The organism is Streptomyces sp. NPDC033165, assembly GCF_055577965.1.
Genome location: NZ_JBVIPK010000004.1, coordinates 555,685 through 571,106, shown reverse-complemented (window position 1 = coordinate 571,106; position 15,422 = coordinate 555,685). Strand labels below are relative to the sequence as shown.

At 70.8% G+C, this 15,422-nt stretch carries 16 protein-coding genes and 1 pseudogene; 3 read left to right on the top strand and 14 right to left on the bottom strand.

The window, feature by feature from the left end:
* Nucleotides 1-40: 40 nt before the first annotated feature.
* Both ACZ5WC_RS13690 and ACZ5WC_RS13685 read left to right on the top strand, forming a co-directional pair.
* Complete coding sequence (locus ACZ5WC_RS13690; protein ID WP_468540986.1) at nucleotides 41-1,222, top strand: L,D-transpeptidase; 1,182 nt, start codon at nucleotides 41-43, stop codon at nucleotides 1,220-1,222.
* Nucleotides 1,192-1,398 (top strand): annotated as a pseudogene (locus ACZ5WC_RS13685) (acyl esterase); the annotation flags it as partial. The gene ACZ5WC_RS13690 and the pseudogene ACZ5WC_RS13685, both read left to right, overlap by 31 nt.
* Before the next feature lie 32 nt (nucleotides 1,399-1,430).
* Here ACZ5WC_RS13685 and ACZ5WC_RS13680 read toward each other — a convergent pair.
* The 5 genes from ACZ5WC_RS13680 to ACZ5WC_RS13660 form a co-directional block, all read right to left on the bottom strand.
* Entirely contained in the window at nucleotides 1,431-2,354 is a 924-nt protein-coding gene (locus ACZ5WC_RS13680) for an amino acid ABC transporter permease (protein ID WP_468540954.1), read from the bottom strand.
* A complete protein-coding gene (locus ACZ5WC_RS13675; RefSeq protein ID WP_468540953.1) occupies nucleotides 2,351-2,995 on the bottom strand; it encodes an amino acid ABC transporter permease in 645 nt (214 codons plus the stop codon). The genes ACZ5WC_RS13680 and ACZ5WC_RS13675 overlap by 4 nt, the downstream gene beginning before the upstream one ends.
* 16 nt (nucleotides 2,996-3,011) lie before the next feature.
* On the bottom strand, nucleotides 3,012-3,941 hold the full coding sequence (locus tag ACZ5WC_RS13670; protein WP_468540952.1) for a glutamate ABC transporter substrate-binding protein: 930 nt from the start codon (nucleotides 3,939-3,941) through the stop codon (nucleotides 3,012-3,014).
* A gap of 12 nt (nucleotides 3,942-3,953) precedes the next feature.
* On the bottom strand, nucleotides 3,954-4,697 hold the full coding sequence (locus ACZ5WC_RS13665) for an amino acid ABC transporter ATP-binding protein (protein WP_096625370.1): 744 nt from the start codon (nucleotides 4,695-4,697) through the stop codon (nucleotides 3,954-3,956).
* Nucleotides 4,698-4,846: 149 nt separating this feature from the next.
* A complete protein-coding gene (locus tag ACZ5WC_RS13660; protein ID WP_468540951.1) occupies nucleotides 4,847-5,287 on the bottom strand; it encodes a DUF6278 family protein in 441 nt (146 codons plus the stop codon).
* Between the two features lie 109 nt (nucleotides 5,288-5,396).
* Here ACZ5WC_RS13660 and ACZ5WC_RS13655 point away from each other — a divergent pair, with 109 nt between their 5' ends.
* Nucleotides 5,397-6,176: an SDR family NAD(P)-dependent oxidoreductase gene (locus ACZ5WC_RS13655; protein ID WP_468540950.1), complete on the top strand. Its 780-nt coding sequence runs from the start codon at nucleotides 5,397-5,399 to the stop codon at nucleotides 6,174-6,176.
* Nucleotides 6,177-6,330: 154 nt separating this feature from the next.
* On the opposite strand, the gene ACZ5WC_RS13650 is transcribed toward ACZ5WC_RS13655, so the two are convergent.
* The 9 genes from ACZ5WC_RS13650 to ACZ5WC_RS13610 form a co-directional block, all read right to left on the bottom strand.
* Nucleotides 6,331-7,110 carry an exodeoxyribonuclease III gene (locus tag ACZ5WC_RS13650; protein WP_468540949.1) on the bottom strand — a complete coding sequence of 260 codons (780 nt, stop codon included), beginning with the start codon at nucleotides 7,108-7,110 and terminating at the stop codon, nucleotides 6,331-6,333.
* A gap of 36 nt (nucleotides 7,111-7,146) precedes the next feature.
* The gene (locus ACZ5WC_RS13645; RefSeq protein WP_096625377.1) at nucleotides 7,147-7,800 is read right to left on the bottom strand and encodes an MBL fold metallo-hydrolase; all 654 of its coding nucleotides are present in this window, start codon (nucleotides 7,798-7,800) and stop codon (nucleotides 7,147-7,149) included.
* Between the two features lie 12 nt (nucleotides 7,801-7,812).
* Entirely contained in the window at nucleotides 7,813-9,348 is a 1,536-nt protein-coding gene (gene pcaDC / locus ACZ5WC_RS13640) for a bifunctional 3-oxoadipate enol-lactonase/4-carboxymuconolactone decarboxylase PcaDC (protein ID WP_468540948.1), read from the bottom strand.
* Between the two features lie 36 nt (nucleotides 9,349-9,384).
* Nucleotides 9,385-9,981, bottom strand: coding sequence for a hypothetical protein (locus tag ACZ5WC_RS13635; protein ID WP_468540947.1), 597 nt, complete (start codon nucleotides 9,979-9,981; stop codon nucleotides 9,385-9,387).
* 67 nt (nucleotides 9,982-10,048) lie between these two features.
* Complete coding sequence (locus ACZ5WC_RS13630; RefSeq protein WP_468540985.1) at nucleotides 10,049-11,215, bottom strand: ROK family glucokinase; 1,167 nt, start codon at nucleotides 11,213-11,215, stop codon at nucleotides 10,049-10,051.
* A gap of 133 nt (nucleotides 11,216-11,348) precedes the next feature.
* Nucleotides 11,349-12,206: an ATP-binding cassette domain-containing protein gene (locus ACZ5WC_RS13625; protein WP_468540946.1), complete on the bottom strand. Its 858-nt coding sequence runs from the start codon at nucleotides 12,204-12,206 to the stop codon at nucleotides 11,349-11,351.
* Complete coding sequence (locus tag ACZ5WC_RS13620; RefSeq protein ID WP_468540945.1) at nucleotides 12,203-13,258, bottom strand: ABC transporter permease; 1,056 nt, start codon at nucleotides 13,256-13,258, stop codon at nucleotides 12,203-12,205. Before ACZ5WC_RS13620 ends, ACZ5WC_RS13625 begins: the two co-directional genes overlap by 4 nt.
* On the bottom strand, nucleotides 13,255-14,265 hold the full coding sequence (locus ACZ5WC_RS13615) for a sugar ABC transporter substrate-binding protein (protein WP_468540944.1): 1,011 nt from the start codon (nucleotides 14,263-14,265) through the stop codon (nucleotides 13,255-13,257). Before ACZ5WC_RS13615 ends, ACZ5WC_RS13620 begins: the two co-directional genes overlap by 4 nt.
* 308 nt (nucleotides 14,266-14,573) lie before the next feature.
* Nucleotides 14,574-15,332, bottom strand: coding sequence for a GntR family transcriptional regulator (locus tag ACZ5WC_RS13610; RefSeq protein WP_468540943.1), 759 nt, complete (start codon nucleotides 15,330-15,332; stop codon nucleotides 14,574-14,576).
* Nucleotides 15,333-15,422: the final 90 nt, after the last annotated feature.

Sequence of the window (15,422 nt, the reverse complement as noted above, 5' to 3'; positions counted from 1 at the left end):
ACGCCCGTCACGCCCCGCACGCCCGTCACGCCCCGCACGCCTGTCGCGGTCCGCGCGCCCCGGCATCCGACGTACCGTTCTGGCCGGTCCGGCGGCGCTCCTCGCCGCCGCGCTCACCGGCTGCTACGCCGGTGGCTCCACCTCTGCCGAGGACGCCCCCGATGCGGCGCCCGACACCAGCATCTCGGTGAACCTCAAGGGCAAGGCTGCGGCGCCGGGGCAGCCGGTGAAGGTCACCCTGGCGCACGGGAAGCTCAAGTCGGTGGCGGTGACGGCGGGCGAGAGCGGCACGCTGGCCGGGAAGATATCCGCCGACGGCCGGACCTGGACATCCGAGCGGGTGGCCGCACCGGGCACCGCGTACACGGTGCAGGCGAAGGACTCCGACGGCGGCAGTGACCAGGCAGTCTTCACCACCGCCGGGGCCGAGAAGGTCAACAAGCTGTCGCTCGCGCCCGGGAAGGACACGACCGTGGGCATCGCCCAGCCGCTGTCCGTCGTCTTCGACCACCCGGTGAAGAACAAGGCGGCCGTGGAGAAGGCCCTCAAGGTGTCCACCTCCAACGACACCGAGGGCTCCTGGGGCTGGCTCCAGGACTACTCGGGCAAGGACCGTGTCGACTGGCGGCCGAAGGAGTACTGGAAGCCCGGCACGAAGGTCACCCTGGACGCGCAGCTGAACGGCATCGACACGGGTACGGACGGCGGCTGGTTCGTCCGCGACTACAGGACGACGTTCACCGTCGGCGCGGCCCAGGTCGTCAAGGTCGACCTCGACCGGCACCGCCTCGCCCTGCACCGGGACGGGAAGCAGGTCCTGGACATCCCGATGTCGGCGGGCACCCCGGGCGGCGAGAAGGCGTCCTGGCGGGGCACCGCCGTCCTGATGTCGAAGGAGGGCACGATCAACATGCGCTCCGAGACGGTGGGCCTCGGCGACGCCTACGACAAGATGGTCGACTACTCGATGCGGCTGACGTGGTCGGGGATGTACGCGCACGCGGCCCCGTGGAACGCGGGCTATTTCGGCCAGGCCAACCGGAGTTCGGGCTGTGTCGGAATGAGTGACGCGAACGCCTCCGCGCTGTACGGACAGGTGCGGGTGGGCGACCCGTTCGAGATCACCGGAGCGGACGCCAAGGGCACCGTCGCCGAGGGCAACGGATACGGCGCGTGGAACGTGTCGTGGGCCGACTGGCAGGCCAAGAGCGCCCTGAAGTAACCGCGCGGGCCGCCACGGTCACCGGCACGAAGTCGAGCGGCACCCTCGTCGCGTATCTCCACGACGTGGGGCCGCTCGGCGTCTTGCATCGAGCACAACCCGACCGGCACGCAGCTGACCTTCTCCTCTCCCGTACGGACCCGGGTCATCTCCCGGTCCCGCCGCGCGAGAAGTGATCACCGACTGCTGCCGGGCGGGCACTGCCCGGCTACTGCCCTCCTGGCAGCAGCGTCCCTGGTTCGGCCGGGGCCACCTCGACCGCTTTGGTCTTCAGGTTGCGCCGCTGCCTCCTGGCCACCCAGGTGGCGAACCACGAGAGCAGCATGCACATCCCGATGTAGATCGGAGAGATCACCATCACCACAGGGATGAAAGGAAGATCGTAGTCGAGGTTCGACGCGATCAGCTTCCCGGCGTGGAGGAATTCCTCGTAGGTGATCAGATAGCCCAGTGAGGTGTCCTTGAGCGCGACCACCAGCTGACTGATGATGGTCGGCAGCATCGCGCGCACCGCCTGCGGGGCCAGGACGAAGGTCGTGACCTGCGTCTTGCGCATCCCCAGGGCGTACGCGGCCTCGCGCTGGCCCCGGTCCACGGAGTTGATCCCGGTCCGGAACACCTCGGCGAGCACGGAGCCGTTGTAGAGCGTCAGCCCGGCGACCAGGGCGGGCAGCGCCTGCACCTTCAGCGCGACGAAGATGAAGAAGATCATCACCAGCACCGGCATGGCCCGGAAGAACTCGACCAGCACGGTGGAGATCCAGCGGACCGGCCGGTGCACGGAGAGCCGGCCGACGGCGAGGACCGCTCCCAGCGCGAGGGAGAGGACCGCGGCGTACGCGAAGGCCTTGAGGGTGTTGCCGAGCCCGCGCAGCAGCAGTTCCTGGATGCCCGTGTACGCGAAGGGCCGCCACTTCTCCGCGGTGAACTGGCCGGTGTCGAACAGCAGGTAGAGGATCCAGCCGAACAGCGCGAGGATCACCGCCGTCGAGGCGATCCCGTAGGTGAGGTGCCGCTTGCGGGCCACCGGGCCGGGGATGTCGTAGAGCGCGGTGGCCGCGGGCAGCGACGGCTTGCGGGTACGGGTACGGGTACGGGTACGGGTACGGGTACGGGTACGGGTGGCGGTCATCGGGCGACTCCCCAGCGCTTCTCCATCACGTTGAACAGCGCGCTGATGGTCAGGGTGATGATCAGGTAGCCGACGGCGATCCAGACGAAGGTCCAGATGATGCTGTAGCCCAGCTCGTTGAGCGTCTTGTAGGTGCCGAGCAGCTCGGTGACGCTGAACGCCCCGGCGATCGCGGAGTTCTTGGCCAGCGCGATCAGCGTCGAGCCGACCGGCGGGATCACCGACCGGAACGCCTGCGGCAGCACCACGGTGCTCAGGGTCTGGCCGAAGTTCATGCCGAGGCTGCGGGCTGCCTCGCCCTGACCCTTGGGCACGGTGTTGATGCCGGAGCGCAGCACCTCGCAGATGAACGCCGAGGTGTAGCAGCCCAGCGCGATGACCGCGAAGACCTGGAACGGCAGGACGAGCCCGAAGCGGGGCAGGCCGAGCAGGACCGCGAAGAACAGCAGCGTCAGCGGGGTGTTGCGGAGCACGGTGACCCAGACGGTGCCGAAGACCCGGAAGGAGCCGACGGGCGCGACCCGGAAGGACGCCATCAGGAAGCCGAGGACGAGCGCCAGCGCGGAGGCGTAGACGGTCAGTTCGACGGTGCCGAGGAAGCCCTCGCCGTAGAGGGAGAAGTTGTCGGTCAGTACATCCATGAGTGGGGCCGTCCCCTCAGTTCGCCGGGTAGCGGTCGATGGGCGGCGGGGTCGGCGCGGGCACTCCGGAGAGGCCGAGCGTCGCTTCGAACGCCTTCTTCCAGTTGCCGTTCTCCTCGTTGGCCTCCAAGGCGTCGTCGAGGGCGAGCCGCAGGGCGTTGTCGTTGCGCGGGACGCCGACGCCGTACGGCTCCTCGGAGAACGGCTTGCCGACGACCTTCATCTCGTCGGGCGCCTTGGCAGCGAAGCCCAGCAGGATCGCGTCGTCGGTGGTGACGGCGTCGACCTGGTAGGTCAGCAGGTTGTCGACGCAGATGGAGTACGTGTCGTAGGCGACGAGCACCGCCTTGGGGAAGTCTGCGGCGATGCGCTGGTAGGGCGTGGAGCCGGCGGCCGAACACACGGTCTTGCCGTCCAGGTCCTGGGGGCCGTTGATGTCGTCCTCGTCGGTGCGCACCAGCAGGCCCTGACCCGCCATGTAGTACGGCCCGGCGAAGCCCACGAGCTTCTTGCGCATGTCGTTGATGGTGTAGGTGCCCACGTAGTAGTCGATCTGGCCGTTCTGGAGGGCGGTCTCGCGGTTGGCGGAGGCGATCGTGCGGAAACTGATCGTCTTCGGCTCGAAGCCGATCGAGGCCGCCAGCATCCGGGCGATCTCGATGTCGAACCCGGAGTAGATCCCGCTCGCCGGGTCCTTCTCCCCCAGGTACGGCTGGTCCTCCTTGGCGCCGATCACCAGGTGGCCGCGCCGCTTGGCCTTGGCCCAGGTCGGCGATTCGGGCAGCTCGAAGCCGGTGTCGACCTCGTACACCGGCAGCGCTTCGAGCCTGGGGCCCTTGACCGGGGGGCTGCCGTCCTTGCCGCAGCCCGCGGCGAGTGCGGCGAGCAGGAGACCGGCCACGAGGGCGGCGGCCCGGCCCGTACGCGTGTTCCTCGTACGCAACATGGAAAGCCCCCCTCAGTGCTTGAGGATCTTGGACAGGAAGTCCTTGGCGCGGTCGCTCGACGGGGACGTGAAGAAGTCCTCCGGGGTGCGGTCCTCGACGATGCACCCGTCGGACATGAACACCACGCGGTTGGCCGCGGAGCGGGCGAAGCCCATCTCGTGGGTGACCACGACCATGGTCATGCCCTCCCGGGCGAGCTGCTGCATGACCTCCAGCACTTCGTTGATCATCTCCGGGTCGAGCGCCGAGGTGGGCTCGTCGAAGAGGAGCGCCTTGGGGTCCATGGCCAGGGCGCGGGCGATGGCCACGCGCTGCTGCTGGCCGCCGGAGAGCTGGGCGGGGTACTTGTCGGCATGGGCGGAGAGACCGACCCGCTCCAGCAGCTCCCGGGACCGCGCGTCGGCCTCGTCCCGCTTGCGCTTGCGGACCTTGAGCTGCGCGAGGGAGACGTTGTCCAGCACGGTCTTGTGGGCGAAGAGATTGAACGACTGGAAGACCATGCCGACTTCGGCGCGGAGCTGGGCCAGGCCCTTGCCCTCCTCGGGGAGGGGTCTGCCGTCGATCGTGATCCGGCCGGACTCGATCGTCTCCAGGCGGTTGATCGCCCGGCAGAGCGTGGACTTCCCGGAGCCGGAGGGGCCGATGACCACCACCACCTCCCCGCGGCCGACGGTGAGATTGATGTCCTGAAGTACGTGCAGCTCTCCGAAGTGTTTGTTGACGTCCCTCAGTTCGATCAACGGATCGTCGGCCATGCGCTGCCCTACCCACTTGTCGCTGTGTCTGTCGCTGTGTCGAGGTCAGCGCAAACTATCCATCGCGACAAGGGACTTCGCAGCCGACACGCGCAAATGGTGCAATAAGGCTGTTTATCTAGATTAGGTGACGGGAGACGGCTCGCCGGTCAGCTCTCGGCGGACTCCGCGTAGACCTGGGACAGCTCGGGGCTGCCCGAGATCGCCCAGTCGAGACCGGCCGCCACGACGTCGATCTCCCGGCCGGAGATCAGCCGCACGACGGGCCGGCCGCTCGGCCAGATGTCCCACGTGGCACCCGTGACGGTCCGCACGATCACCGTGCCGAGGTAGAGACCGGCGTCGTTGCCGAGCCAGGGCAGCTCCTCCGGGTCCTCGCGCCAGCGGGGCGACAGCTGGTCGAGTGCGGACAACGAGGCAGGGGTGTCGTCGAGTTCGAGTCCTTGCTGCCCCGCCCGGACACGCAGCAGTTCGCACTCGGCGAGCAGTTCGGCCACGCCGTCGGGATCCGCCTCGACGGCGGCCGCGAGCCCGCTCCCCTGCGTACCGCCCTGACGCTTACGCCAGTTGTCCAAGAAGGGGATGTTCATACCACTAGGGTCCCATCCCGGCCAGTTTCCGCACCACAGGGCGCGCGGCCTTCACCGTTCCGGCACCCTGCCCCGGCCCCGCCCCCGAGCGGGCGCTTAGGGTACGGACATGAGTTCACAGGGGTACGTGGCGGAACTGTTCTCGCTGGAAGGCCGGGTGGCGGTGGTGACCGGCGGCAGCTCCGGCATCGGGCGGGCGATCACCGGCGCACTGGCCCGGGCGGGTGCGTCCGTCGTCGTGGTGGCCCGCCGGGAGGCCGAGCTGAGGGCGACCGTCGACGAACTGACCGCGGAGGGCTGCCGGGCGGCCTGGGTGAGCGCGGACCTGAGCACCGCCGAGGGGGTACACACGGGCGCGGCGGGGGCCGTCGAGCCCTTCGGGGAGCCGGACATCCTGGTCAACTGCGCGGGGGTCAACCTCCGCCCGCCGATGAACGACCTCGGCGAGGACGTCTGGGACACCACGATGGCGGTGAACCTGAAGGCCCCGTTCCTGCTGGGGCAGCGCTTCGGTCCCGGCATGGCCGAGCGGGGTTACGGGCGGATCATCCACGTCACTTCGCAGCAGGCGCACCGGGCCTTTGTCGACAGCGGTGCGTACGGGGTGTCCAAGGGCGGTCTGGAGTCGCTGGCCCGGTCACAGGCGGAGGCGTGGTCGCCGCACGGCGTCACCGTGAACACCCTGGTACCCGGGTTCGTGCTGACGCCGCTGAACGCGCGGCTGCAGTCGGACCCGGAGAAGGTCGCGTCGCTGGCCGCCCGGACCCTGGTCGGGCGCAACGGGCTCGCGGACGACTTCGCGGGGGCCGCGGTGTTTCTGGCGGGGCGGTCCTCGGCGTACGTCACCGGGCAGTCGGTGTTCGTGGACGGCGGGTTCTCGGTGCACTGAACCACTTCTCGACGGCCTCGCTCAGACCATCGAGGCGAACGCAGGGTGCGGCGGGAAGAGGCTGCGTCATGCGGCAACCCAAGGGTTGACACCTCAGGGGTGTCAACCTTGGGTTGCCACGCGATGCGCAGCGCGCTCTTCCGCCTCCCCGGGCTCAGAGATCGAGGTCGACCACCACCGGGGCGTGGTCGGACGCCCCCTTGCCCTTGCGCTCCTCGCGGTCGACGTAGCTGTCCTTGACGGCGGCGGTGAAGGGGGCGTTGCCGAAGGTCAGGTCGATCCGCATGCCCTTGTTCTTGGGGAACCGCAGCTCGCGGTAGTCCCAGAAGGTGTACGCGCGGTCGTACTTGAGGGGGCGGGGCAGGACCTCGCTCAGGCCCTCCGCCTCCAGGGCCGCGAGGGCGGCGCGCTCGGCGGGGGTAACGTGCGTGGCCCCCACGAAGAGAGCCGGGTCCCAGACGTCCTCGTCGGTCGGGGCCACGTTGAAGTCGCCCAGGACCGCGAACGGGAGGGTCCCCGCGGCGTCCGCCGCCACGGCCTTGCGCAGCGCCTCCAGCCAGGCCAGCTTGTACGGATAGTGCGGGTGCTCCACCTCCCGGCCGTTGGGCACGTAGACCGACCACAGGCGCACCGGCCCGCAGGTCGCGGAGATCGCGCGGGGCTCCTCCACCCCGTCGTACTCCGGGCCGCCGGGCAGCCCCGTGACGACGTCGGAGAGGCCGACCCGGGAGAGGATCGCGACTCCGTTCCACCGGCCCGTGGCGTTGACGGCGGACTCGTACCCCAGCTCCCGCAGGGCGTCGGCGGGGAACTGCTCCGCCGCGCACTTGGTCTCCTGGATGCACAGCACATCGGTGCCGCTGCTCTCCAGCCAGGCCAGCAGCCTCGGCAGCCGGGCGGTGATCGAATTGACGTTATAGGTGGCGATGCGCATGGCAGTAAACCTATCGGCTCCCACTGACAGCGGGGCTCACAGCTCGGTGACCCCGCCCGGGGCGAGCCGCCCGTGGTCCGCGCCGCCCAGGGCCCCGATCTGGTTGTCGTAGATCGGCCGCGCGAGATCCGTCAGCAGGGCGTCGTGCACGTCGATGGCGCGCCGCGGCTTCACTTCGCGTACGTAGTCGATGACCTCGGAGATCTTGTTCCAGGGGGCCATCACCGGCAGTAGCAGGGTGTCCACGGGCCGCTCGGGAACGGTGAGCGCGTCGCCGGGGTGGAAGACCGAACCGTCGACGAGATAGCCGATGTTGGTGATCCTCGGGATGTCCGGGTGGATCACCGCGTGCAGTTCGCCGTGCACGGTGACGTCGAACCCGCCGGCCGAGAACGCGTCGCCGTCGCCCACGGTGTGCACCCGTCCGGGAAAGGCGGCCGAGAGCTGGTCGGCCACGCTGCGCAGGGTCCAGATCTCGGCCGCCGGGTTCGCCTCCAGGCCCGCCCGCAGCCGGGCCTCGTTGAAGTGGTCCGGGTGCTCGTGCGTGACCAGCAGAACGTCGGCACCGATGGCCGCGTCGTCCTCGGAGAAGCCGCCGGGGTCGATGACCAGGACGCGCCCCTCCTTCTCGATCCGCACGCAGGAGTGGGTCTTCTTGGTGAGGGTCAGTGCCCGAGGCGATGCGTTCATGGGGCCATCCTGCTACGCGGGCGGGGTGGTTTCCTCCTGGATCACGGACTGCGCGACGGAGAAGGCGGCGCCTGCTGCCGGGACGCCGCAGTAGACGGCGGTCTGGAGCAGCACCTCCTTGATCTCGACGGGCGTCAGGCCGTTGCGCAGGGCGGCCCGGGTGTGGGCGGCCAGGCCCTCCAGACGGCCGGAGGCGACGAGCGCGGTGAGCGTGATGACGCTGCGGGTACGGCGGTCCAGGCCCTCGCGGCTCCAGACGTCGCCCCAGGCGTACCGGGTGACCAGCTCCTGGAAGTCCTCGGTGAAAGCGTCGGCCGAGGCGTTCACCGCGTCGACGTGGGCGTCCCCCAGCACCTCGCGGCGCACCTTCGTCCCGCGCTCGTACCGATCGTCCGGTGCCGGCGCCGGTGCCTCGGGCGCCGCGGTGGCCGGGGCGATGTCGGCCACGGGCGCGAACGGGGCGACCGGGGCGGCGGGCCCGGGGACGGAGGGCAGCACGGGGATCGCGGCCGAGGTGTCCTGCTGCCAGGCGGTGGAGAAGTGCGTCAGGAGCAGGTCGCTGACGGCGGCGGGCTGCTCGACCGGGGCGAGGTGGGACGCGCCGGGCACGAGCGCGAGGCGCGCGTCCGGTATCCCGGCGACCAGCGTCCGGGCCTCGGCGGGCCCGGTGACCTGGTCCTCCGCCCCGACGAGCACGAGGGTGGGCACGCCGATCCGGCCCAGCGCCCCACGGATGTCGAACGCCGCGAGCGCCTCGCAGGCCGCGATGTAGCACCCCGGATCAGTGGTGCGGACCATCTGCACGGCCCACTCGACGATCGCGGGCTGCGCGGCGGCGAACCCTGGGGTGAACCACCGCTCCGGTGCGGTGCGGGCGATCGGCTCCAGCCCGTTGGTGCGCACGATCACCCCTCGCCGACGGAACTCGTCGGCCGTGCCGAACCGGGGCGAGGAGGCGACGAGCGCCAGCGAGGCGACCCGGTTCGGGTGCCGCAGCGCCAGGTCGGCACCGATCGCCCCGCCGATCGAGCAGCCCACGTAGCCGAAACGCCGGACCCCGAGCCCGTCCAGCGTGGCGAGCAGCCGGTCGCCCAGCTCGGCGACGGAGGCGGCCACGTCGGCCGGGGCGCCGCCGTGGCCGGGCAGGTCGTAGCGGAAGACCCGCCAGTGCTGGGACAGCTCGGGAGTCTGGCGGTCCCACATGTGCCAGGTGGTCCCGAGCGAGGGCCCGATCACCAGGACCGGGGCGTCCTCGGGCCCGTCGAAGCGGTACTGAAGCGTCCGCGGGGCCCCGGCCGGGGGTGCTGCCTGCGGGGCGGGCGAGGCGGGTACGACGGCCTGCGGGACGGCCGGGCCGAGCGGGGCGGGAGCGGCAAGCGAGGCGGGCGACGCGGGTGCGGTGGCCTGCGGGGCGGGGTACCCGGGCACGGCGTCCGGTCCCTGCTGCGGGGCCGGGGCCACCGGCTGAGGTGTTCCGGGGTGCGGGGCGGGCCCACCGGGGCGGGGGGTCTGCGCGGGCTGCGGGGTCGTCTCGCTCACTTCGCTCACTCGCTCCAGGTTAGTGAGCGCGCCTCCGGCTCCGGGTCAGGGGGTCGCCGCCGAGACGACATAGATGACAGGGCTGGCCGGATCGGTCATATTGACCGTGATGTTCTGGGTGGGGCGCGGCTTCTTGTTGCGGTGCGTGGTGCTGGCCCAGTGCTGGTCCGGGCCGAAGTGCCAGCCGGTGATCCTGATGTCCCGCGCGCTGATGTCGATCTCGTCGGGTTCCAGCGCCGCGCGTCCGGTGCCGACGCCGGTCAGGAAGCGGTCGAGACCGGCGGATGTCGTCCGGAACTTCACGTACATCCGGCTGGCTTTCCAGTTGTTCGTCTCGTAGTACTGGACCCCGCTGCCGTTGCCGGGGATCGGTACCTCGAAGATCCGGCGCTGCATCTTGGAGGGCCAGCCCTCGCGGAGGCCCTGGGCGGCCGCCTCGGCCTCCTTGTCCTTGCCCGAGCGGCGGCTCTGGCCCGCCGAGATCAGCAGGTAGCCCGCCGGGATGCCGATCAGCAGCACGATGATCGTGGCGGTGATGAACCGCCGCTTGAAGACCCGTCGGCGGTCCTCCGGCGGCTTGCCCTCGCCGTCTCCCGGAGACTCCGGCTGGTGGCGCACCACGGGGTGCTCGGCTGCGATCATGATCAGGTGGTCCCTAGGGTGCTGCGGTCATGGCGTTGGGGTGGGACGCCGGAGGGGCGGCCCCGGTTCAGTCGGCGGTGCGGGTGGAGCGGGTGTTGCGGATGGTGCTCGCCGCCTGGTCGTAGATCTGGGCATACCGCTCGTAGCGCTCGACGCGGCGCCGGTTGGCGCGGCGGAACCGGCGGGCGACCAGCCGCGCCAGGTCCGCGGCGCCGACCATACCCGCCTCGGGGCCGAGCTGTGCCTTGGCGATCCTGGCCTCGGGGCGGTAGCCGCGTCCGGTGAGGTGGCGTTTGAAGGCGTCCCGGGCGGGGTTGATCAGCAGGTCGTCGGCGGCGCTGACGCCGCCCCCGATGACGAAGCACGAGGGGTCGAGCGCGGCGGCCAGGTTGGCGATGCCGACGCCGAGCCACTGGCCGATGTCCTGGAGGAGCTCGATGCACATCGCATCGCCCTCGCGGGCCAGTTCGGTGATGAGCGGGCCGGTGATGTCGGGGATGTTCCCCTTGACGCGGTCCAGCAGGTAGTGGGCGACCGGGGAGTCGGCGGCGGCCAGCTCCCTGGCCTCGCGGACCAGGGCGTTGCCGGAACTGTACTGCTCCCAGCAGCCCCGGTTGCCGCAGGGGCAGCGGTGGCCCGAGGGCACGACCTGCATGTGGCCGAACTCACCGGCCACGCCGTACTTGCCGCGCTTGACCTGGCCGCCCTCCAGGATCGCGCCGCCGATCCCCGTACCGAGGGTGATCATGACGAGGTGGTCCTCGCCCCGGCCCGCGCCGAAGCGCCATTCCGCCCAGGCCGCCGTGTTGGCGTCGTTGTCGACCATGACGGGGACGACGAGGCGGGAGGCGATGGCGTCGCGCAGGGGTTCGTCGCGCCAGGCGAGGTGCGGGGCGAACAGGACCTTGGAGCGGTCGGCGTCCACCCAGCCCGCCGCGCCGATGCCCACCGCGTGGACGTCGTGGCGGTCGGAGAGGTCCAGGACCAGTTCGACGATGGTGTCCTCGACGACCTTGGGGCTCTTGGACTTGTCGGGGGTCTCGGTGCGCAGCTGTTCCAGGATGTTGCCGTCGGCGTCGACGACGCCCGCCATCACCTTCGTACCGCCGATGTCGATCCCGACCGTGGGGACTCGGGGCGCGGTCAGGTGCGAGCGGCGTTCCTTGGTGCCGACCGTCTTGAGGACGGTGGCGCGGGCGGAGCCGCGGTGGGCGAAGTCGCGGTACGTGCTCATCGTCCCTGCGTGGTTGAGGAGGCCGGTCGGCTGGGGCACCCGGCGGCGGACGGCGCCCGCCGCGCTCGATTCTGCCACTGCCGGGCCCCGGGGGCCGCCGGTCGGGGTCGGCCGCGCCGGGGCGGGTCGGCCGTCAGGACGCTTCGTCGGTCGCGGCCGGGCTGCCCGGGAGGGTGGGTGTCGGGGTGCGTTCCAGCTCGTGGCTGAGCTCCTCCAGCTCGCTGCCGCCCGCCATCTGCCGGGTCAGCTCGTCGAGCGTGACGCTCTCCTTGGTGTGGCTGCCGGACATCGCGCCGCGCTTGAGCAGGATGAACCGGTCGCCGACGAGGTGGGCGTGGTGCGGGTTGTGCGTGATGAGGACCACGCCGAGCCCGGCGTCGCGGGCGGCCGCGACGTACTTGAGGACCACGCCGGACTGCTTGACGCCGAGGGCGGCGGTCGGCTCGTCGAGCACGAGGACCTTGGCGCCGAAGTAGACGGCACGGGCGATGGCCACGCACTGGCGCTCGCCGCCGGACAGGGTGCCGATGGGCTGGTCGACGTCGCGCAGGTCGATGCCCATGCGGAGCAGTTCCGTACGGGTCGTCTCGCGCATCCGGCGGACGTCGAGGCGCTTGAAGGGGCCGACGCCGGTGGTCGGTTCGGAGCCGAGGAAGAAGTTCCGCCAGACCGGCATCAGCGGGACGACGGCGAGGTCCTGGTAGACGGTGGCGATGCCCCGGTCCAGGGCGTCGCGCGGGTTGGCGAGCGCGGTCTCCTCGCCGTCGATCAGGAAGCGTCCGGCGTCGTGCCGGTGCAGCCCCGCGATGATCTTGATCAGGGTGGACTTGCCCGCGCCGTTGTCGCCGAGGACGCAGGTGATCTCGCCCGCGTGGACCTCCAGCGAGACGTGTTCCAGGGCCTTGATGTTGCCGTAGAACTTGGCTACGTCGTCCAGCTCGACCAGCGGGCCGGGGGCCGGTCCGGAGGTCTCTTCGGGAGTGGCCGTCATGACGTCGCCTCCGCGCGCTTGCGCACCCACGCGTTGAGCAGGGTGGCCAGGAGCAGCATCGCTCCCAGGAAGAATTTGAACCAGTCCGGGTTCCACTCGGCGTACACGATGCCCTTGCTGGTCATGCCGAAGATGAAGGCACCGACCGCCGAGCCGATCGCCGAGCCGTAGCCGCCGGTGATCAGGCAGCCGCCGATCACGGCGGCGATGATGTACGTCAGCTCGTTGCCGACGCCCTCGCCGGACTGGACGACGTCGTAGCTGAACAGCAGGTGCTGGCCGGAGACCCAGGCGGCGAAGGCGACGCCGAGGTAGAGCCCGATCTTCGTACGGGTGACGGGGACGCCGACCGCGCGGGCCGCGTCGGCCTCGCCGCCGACGGCGAAGATCCAGTTGCCGAAGCGGGTACGGAGCAGGATCCAGGTGGCGATCGAGACGAGCGCCGCCCACCACAGGATCGTCACCTTGAACTCGACGCCGCCGAGGGTGAGCGTCGATGCGAACAGGGACCGGGCGGACTCGAAGCCCTCCATGTCCCCGATGGCCTTGGTGGAGACGGTGCCGCTGATCAGCTTGGTGAAGCCGAGGTTGAGGCCCGTCAGCATCAGGAACGTACCGAGCGTGATGATGAAGCTGGGCAGCCCGGTGCGGGTCAGCATGAACCCGTTGAACGCGCCGATGGCGAGCGTGACCAGCAGCGACACGAAGACGCCGACCCAGACGTTGGCCGTCATCTGGTAGCTGAACATCGAGGAGATCAGCGCGGAGCTGGTCACCATCACCCCGGCGGAGAGGTCGAACTCGCCGCCGATCATCAGCAGCGCCACCGGCGCGGCCATGATGCCGAGGACGGAGGCCGCGTACAGCACGGTCCCGAAGCTGGAGGCCTGGAGAAAGCTGTCGGCGACGATCGCGAAGAAGAGGAAGACGGCTGCCGCGCCGACGACCGAGCCGAGCTCGGGGCGGCCGAGCAGCTTGCGCAGTGCTGAGGTGCGCACCAGCCGCTCGTCCACCTGCGTCGGCTTTTCCGGTGCGGCGGTGGAGCCGCTCATCGGGTGCCCCGCTTGGTGTAGCCGGCCAGGGCTTCCGCGTCGTCGGCGGTGATGACCTGCGGCCCGGTCAGGACGGGCCGGCCGCCGCCGAGGACGTTGAGGTTGGAGCGGTAGAGCCAGAGCAGGTCGACGGCCTCGTACCCCTGGAGGTAGGGCTGCTGGTCGACGGCGAAGCCGAGCTTGTCGGTCTGGAGGCCGGTGGCGACCTTGGCGTTCAGGTCGAAGGTGTTGATCTCCGCCTTGCTGCCCGCCGTCTGCTTGGCCTGGACGGCGGCGTCGGCGAAGGGGGCGCCGAGGGTGACGACCGCGTCGATGCTCTTGTCGGACTGGAGCTTGGCCTCGATGGACGCGGTGACGTCGGGCATGTTGGTGCCGTCGACGTACAGGTTCTGCATCGTGCCGTCGAAGGTCTTCTTCGCCCCGGCGCAGCGCTGCTCGTGGCCGACGTTGCCCTGCTCGTGCAGGACGCACAGGGCCTTCCTGCGGCCCCGCTCGTTCAGCTCGTCGCCCACGGCCTCGCCGGCGACGGACTCGTCCTGGCCGATGTGGGTCAGGGCGCCGAACTCCCTGGACTCCGCGGAGCCGGAGTTGACCGTGACGACCGGGATGCCCGCCTTGACGGCCTTGGCGACCACGGCCTTCATGGCGTCCGGCTTGGCCAGCGAGACGATCAGCCCGTCGACCTTCTTGTCGATCGCGGTCTGGACGAGTTGGGCCTGCTGGTTGGCCTCGTCGTCGTGCGAGTAGAGGAAGTTGATGTTGTCCTTGACGGCCGCCTGCTCGGCGCCCTTCTGGACGATGTCCCAGAAGGTGTCACCGTCGCCCGAGTGGGTGACCATGGCGAAGGTCCAGCGGGGCGTGTTCACCGCGGCCCGCCCCTCGGCGGCCTCGGCCGCGCGCTCTTCCGCCCGCTTGCCGCCGGTGCTGCTGCATCCCGCGAGGGAGGCGCCGAGCACCACTGCCAGCACGGCGCCCATCGCGCGTACCCCTGTCCGAACCCTTGCCACGACGCGGTGCCCTTCTCCTGCTGCTCGCTGTGCGCTTGACCGGGCCGGGGAGCGTACGGCCCCGGGCCGACTGCCCAGTATCCCCGAGCCGGGAGGGCGCCCGCCCGGCAGGGGCCGGTCCCCCGCCCGCCCGGGCCCTTCCAGCCCGCCCGGGGCCCGCCCCAGCCCGTCCGGCGTTCGAGGACGGGGCCGTCGACGTGCGCGTCGGTTGCCCTCGGGAATCCCCTGCCTCAGGATCCTCCGCCCGCGGGCCCGGCCGCGCAAGGGTCCGTCCTCCGACACCGGGCGGGCTTGATTCGGCGCTCCGCTCAGGCGCGTACCAGCAGCTGGAACTCGAACGCGTACCGCGCCGCCCGGTAGACGTGCGAGCCGAACTCGACCGCCCGGCCAGTGTCGTCGTACGTCGTGCGCGCCATCGTCAGCAGCGGCGCGCCCGGCTCCTCGTGCAGGGCCCGCGCCTCGCCCGCCGTGGCCGCGCGTGCTCCGACCGACTGGCGGGCGCTGTGCAGGGTGATGCCCGAGGCGCGCATCAGCCGGTACAGACCGGTGGCCTCCAGCTCCTCGGCGGTGAGGGGGAGCAGGCCCGGGGGCAGGTGGTTGCGCAGGAGGGCCATCGGCTCGTCGTGGGCGCTGCGCAGCCGCTCGACGACCTGGACCTCGCTGCCCTCGGCGACACCGAGCGCGGCGGCGACCTCGGCGGTGGCCGGTTCGGTGGTGTTGCGCAGGACGCGGGTGGCGGGGCGCTGACCGGCCGCCTCCAGGTCGTCGTAGAGCGAGCTGAGCTCCAGCGGACGGCGGACCTGGCTGTGGACGACCTGGGTGCCTACGCCGCGCCGGCGCACCATGAGCCCCTTGTCGACCAGGGACTGGATGGCCTGGCGGACGGTGGGACGGGACAGACCGAGGCGGGCGGCGAGGTCGATCTCGTTGCCGAGCAGCGTGCCGGGGGCCAGCCGGCCCTGTTCGACGGCGGCCTCCAGCTGCTGCGCCAGCTGGAAGTAGAGCGGCACCGGGCTGGTGCGGTCCACGCTCAGCGGCAGCGGCTGATCGGTTCCTTGTGCGGTCACGGGGCGAGCGTAGTTCGCTTGTCCGGACAAAGCCATGGCGCGTCGGGGCGGGAACCGCGATCGATGCGGCCGCCATTTGTCAGGACAAAC

Excerpts from the sequence above, each read along its gene's own strand:
- ACZ5WC_RS13680 (WP_468540954.1), bottom strand. The coding sequence starts at position 2,354 with ATGACCGCCACCCGTACCCGTACCCGTACCCGTACCCGTACCCGTACC.
- ACZ5WC_RS13675 (WP_468540953.1), bottom strand. The coding sequence starts at position 2,995 with ATGGATGTACTGACCGACAACTTCTCCCTCTACGGCGAGGGCTTCCTC.
- ACZ5WC_RS13670 (WP_468540952.1), bottom strand. The coding sequence starts at position 3,941 with ATGTTGCGTACGAGGAACACGCGTACGGGCCGGGCCGCCGCCCTCGTG.
- ACZ5WC_RS13665 (WP_096625370.1), bottom strand. The coding sequence starts at position 4,697 with ATGGCCGACGATCCGTTGATCGAACTGAGGGACGTCAACAAACACTTC.
- ACZ5WC_RS13660 (WP_468540951.1), bottom strand. The coding sequence starts at position 5,287 with ATGAACATCCCCTTCTTGGACAACTGGCGTAAGCGTCAGGGCGGTACG.
- ACZ5WC_RS13655 (WP_468540950.1), top strand. The coding sequence starts at position 5,397 with ATGAGTTCACAGGGGTACGTGGCGGAACTGTTCTCGCTGGAAGGCCGG.
- ACZ5WC_RS13650 (WP_468540949.1), bottom strand. The coding sequence starts at position 7,110 with ATGCGCATCGCCACCTATAACGTCAATTCGATCACCGCCCGGCTGCCG.
- ACZ5WC_RS13645 (WP_096625377.1), bottom strand. The coding sequence starts at position 7,800 with ATGAACGCATCGCCTCGGGCACTGACCCTCACCAAGAAGACCCACTCC.
- ACZ5WC_RS13635 (WP_468540947.1), bottom strand. The coding sequence starts at position 9,981 with ATGATCGCAGCCGAGCACCCCGTGGTGCGCCACCAGCCGGAGTCTCCG.
- ACZ5WC_RS13630 (WP_468540985.1), bottom strand. The coding sequence starts at position 11,215 with ATGAGCACGTACCGCGACTTCGCCCACCGCGGCTCCGCCCGCGCCACC.
- ACZ5WC_RS13625 (WP_468540946.1), bottom strand. The coding sequence starts at position 12,206 with ATGACGGCCACTCCCGAAGAGACCTCCGGACCGGCCCCCGGCCCGCTG.
- ACZ5WC_RS13620 (WP_468540945.1), bottom strand. The coding sequence starts at position 13,258 with ATGAGCGGCTCCACCGCCGCACCGGAAAAGCCGACGCAGGTGGACGAG.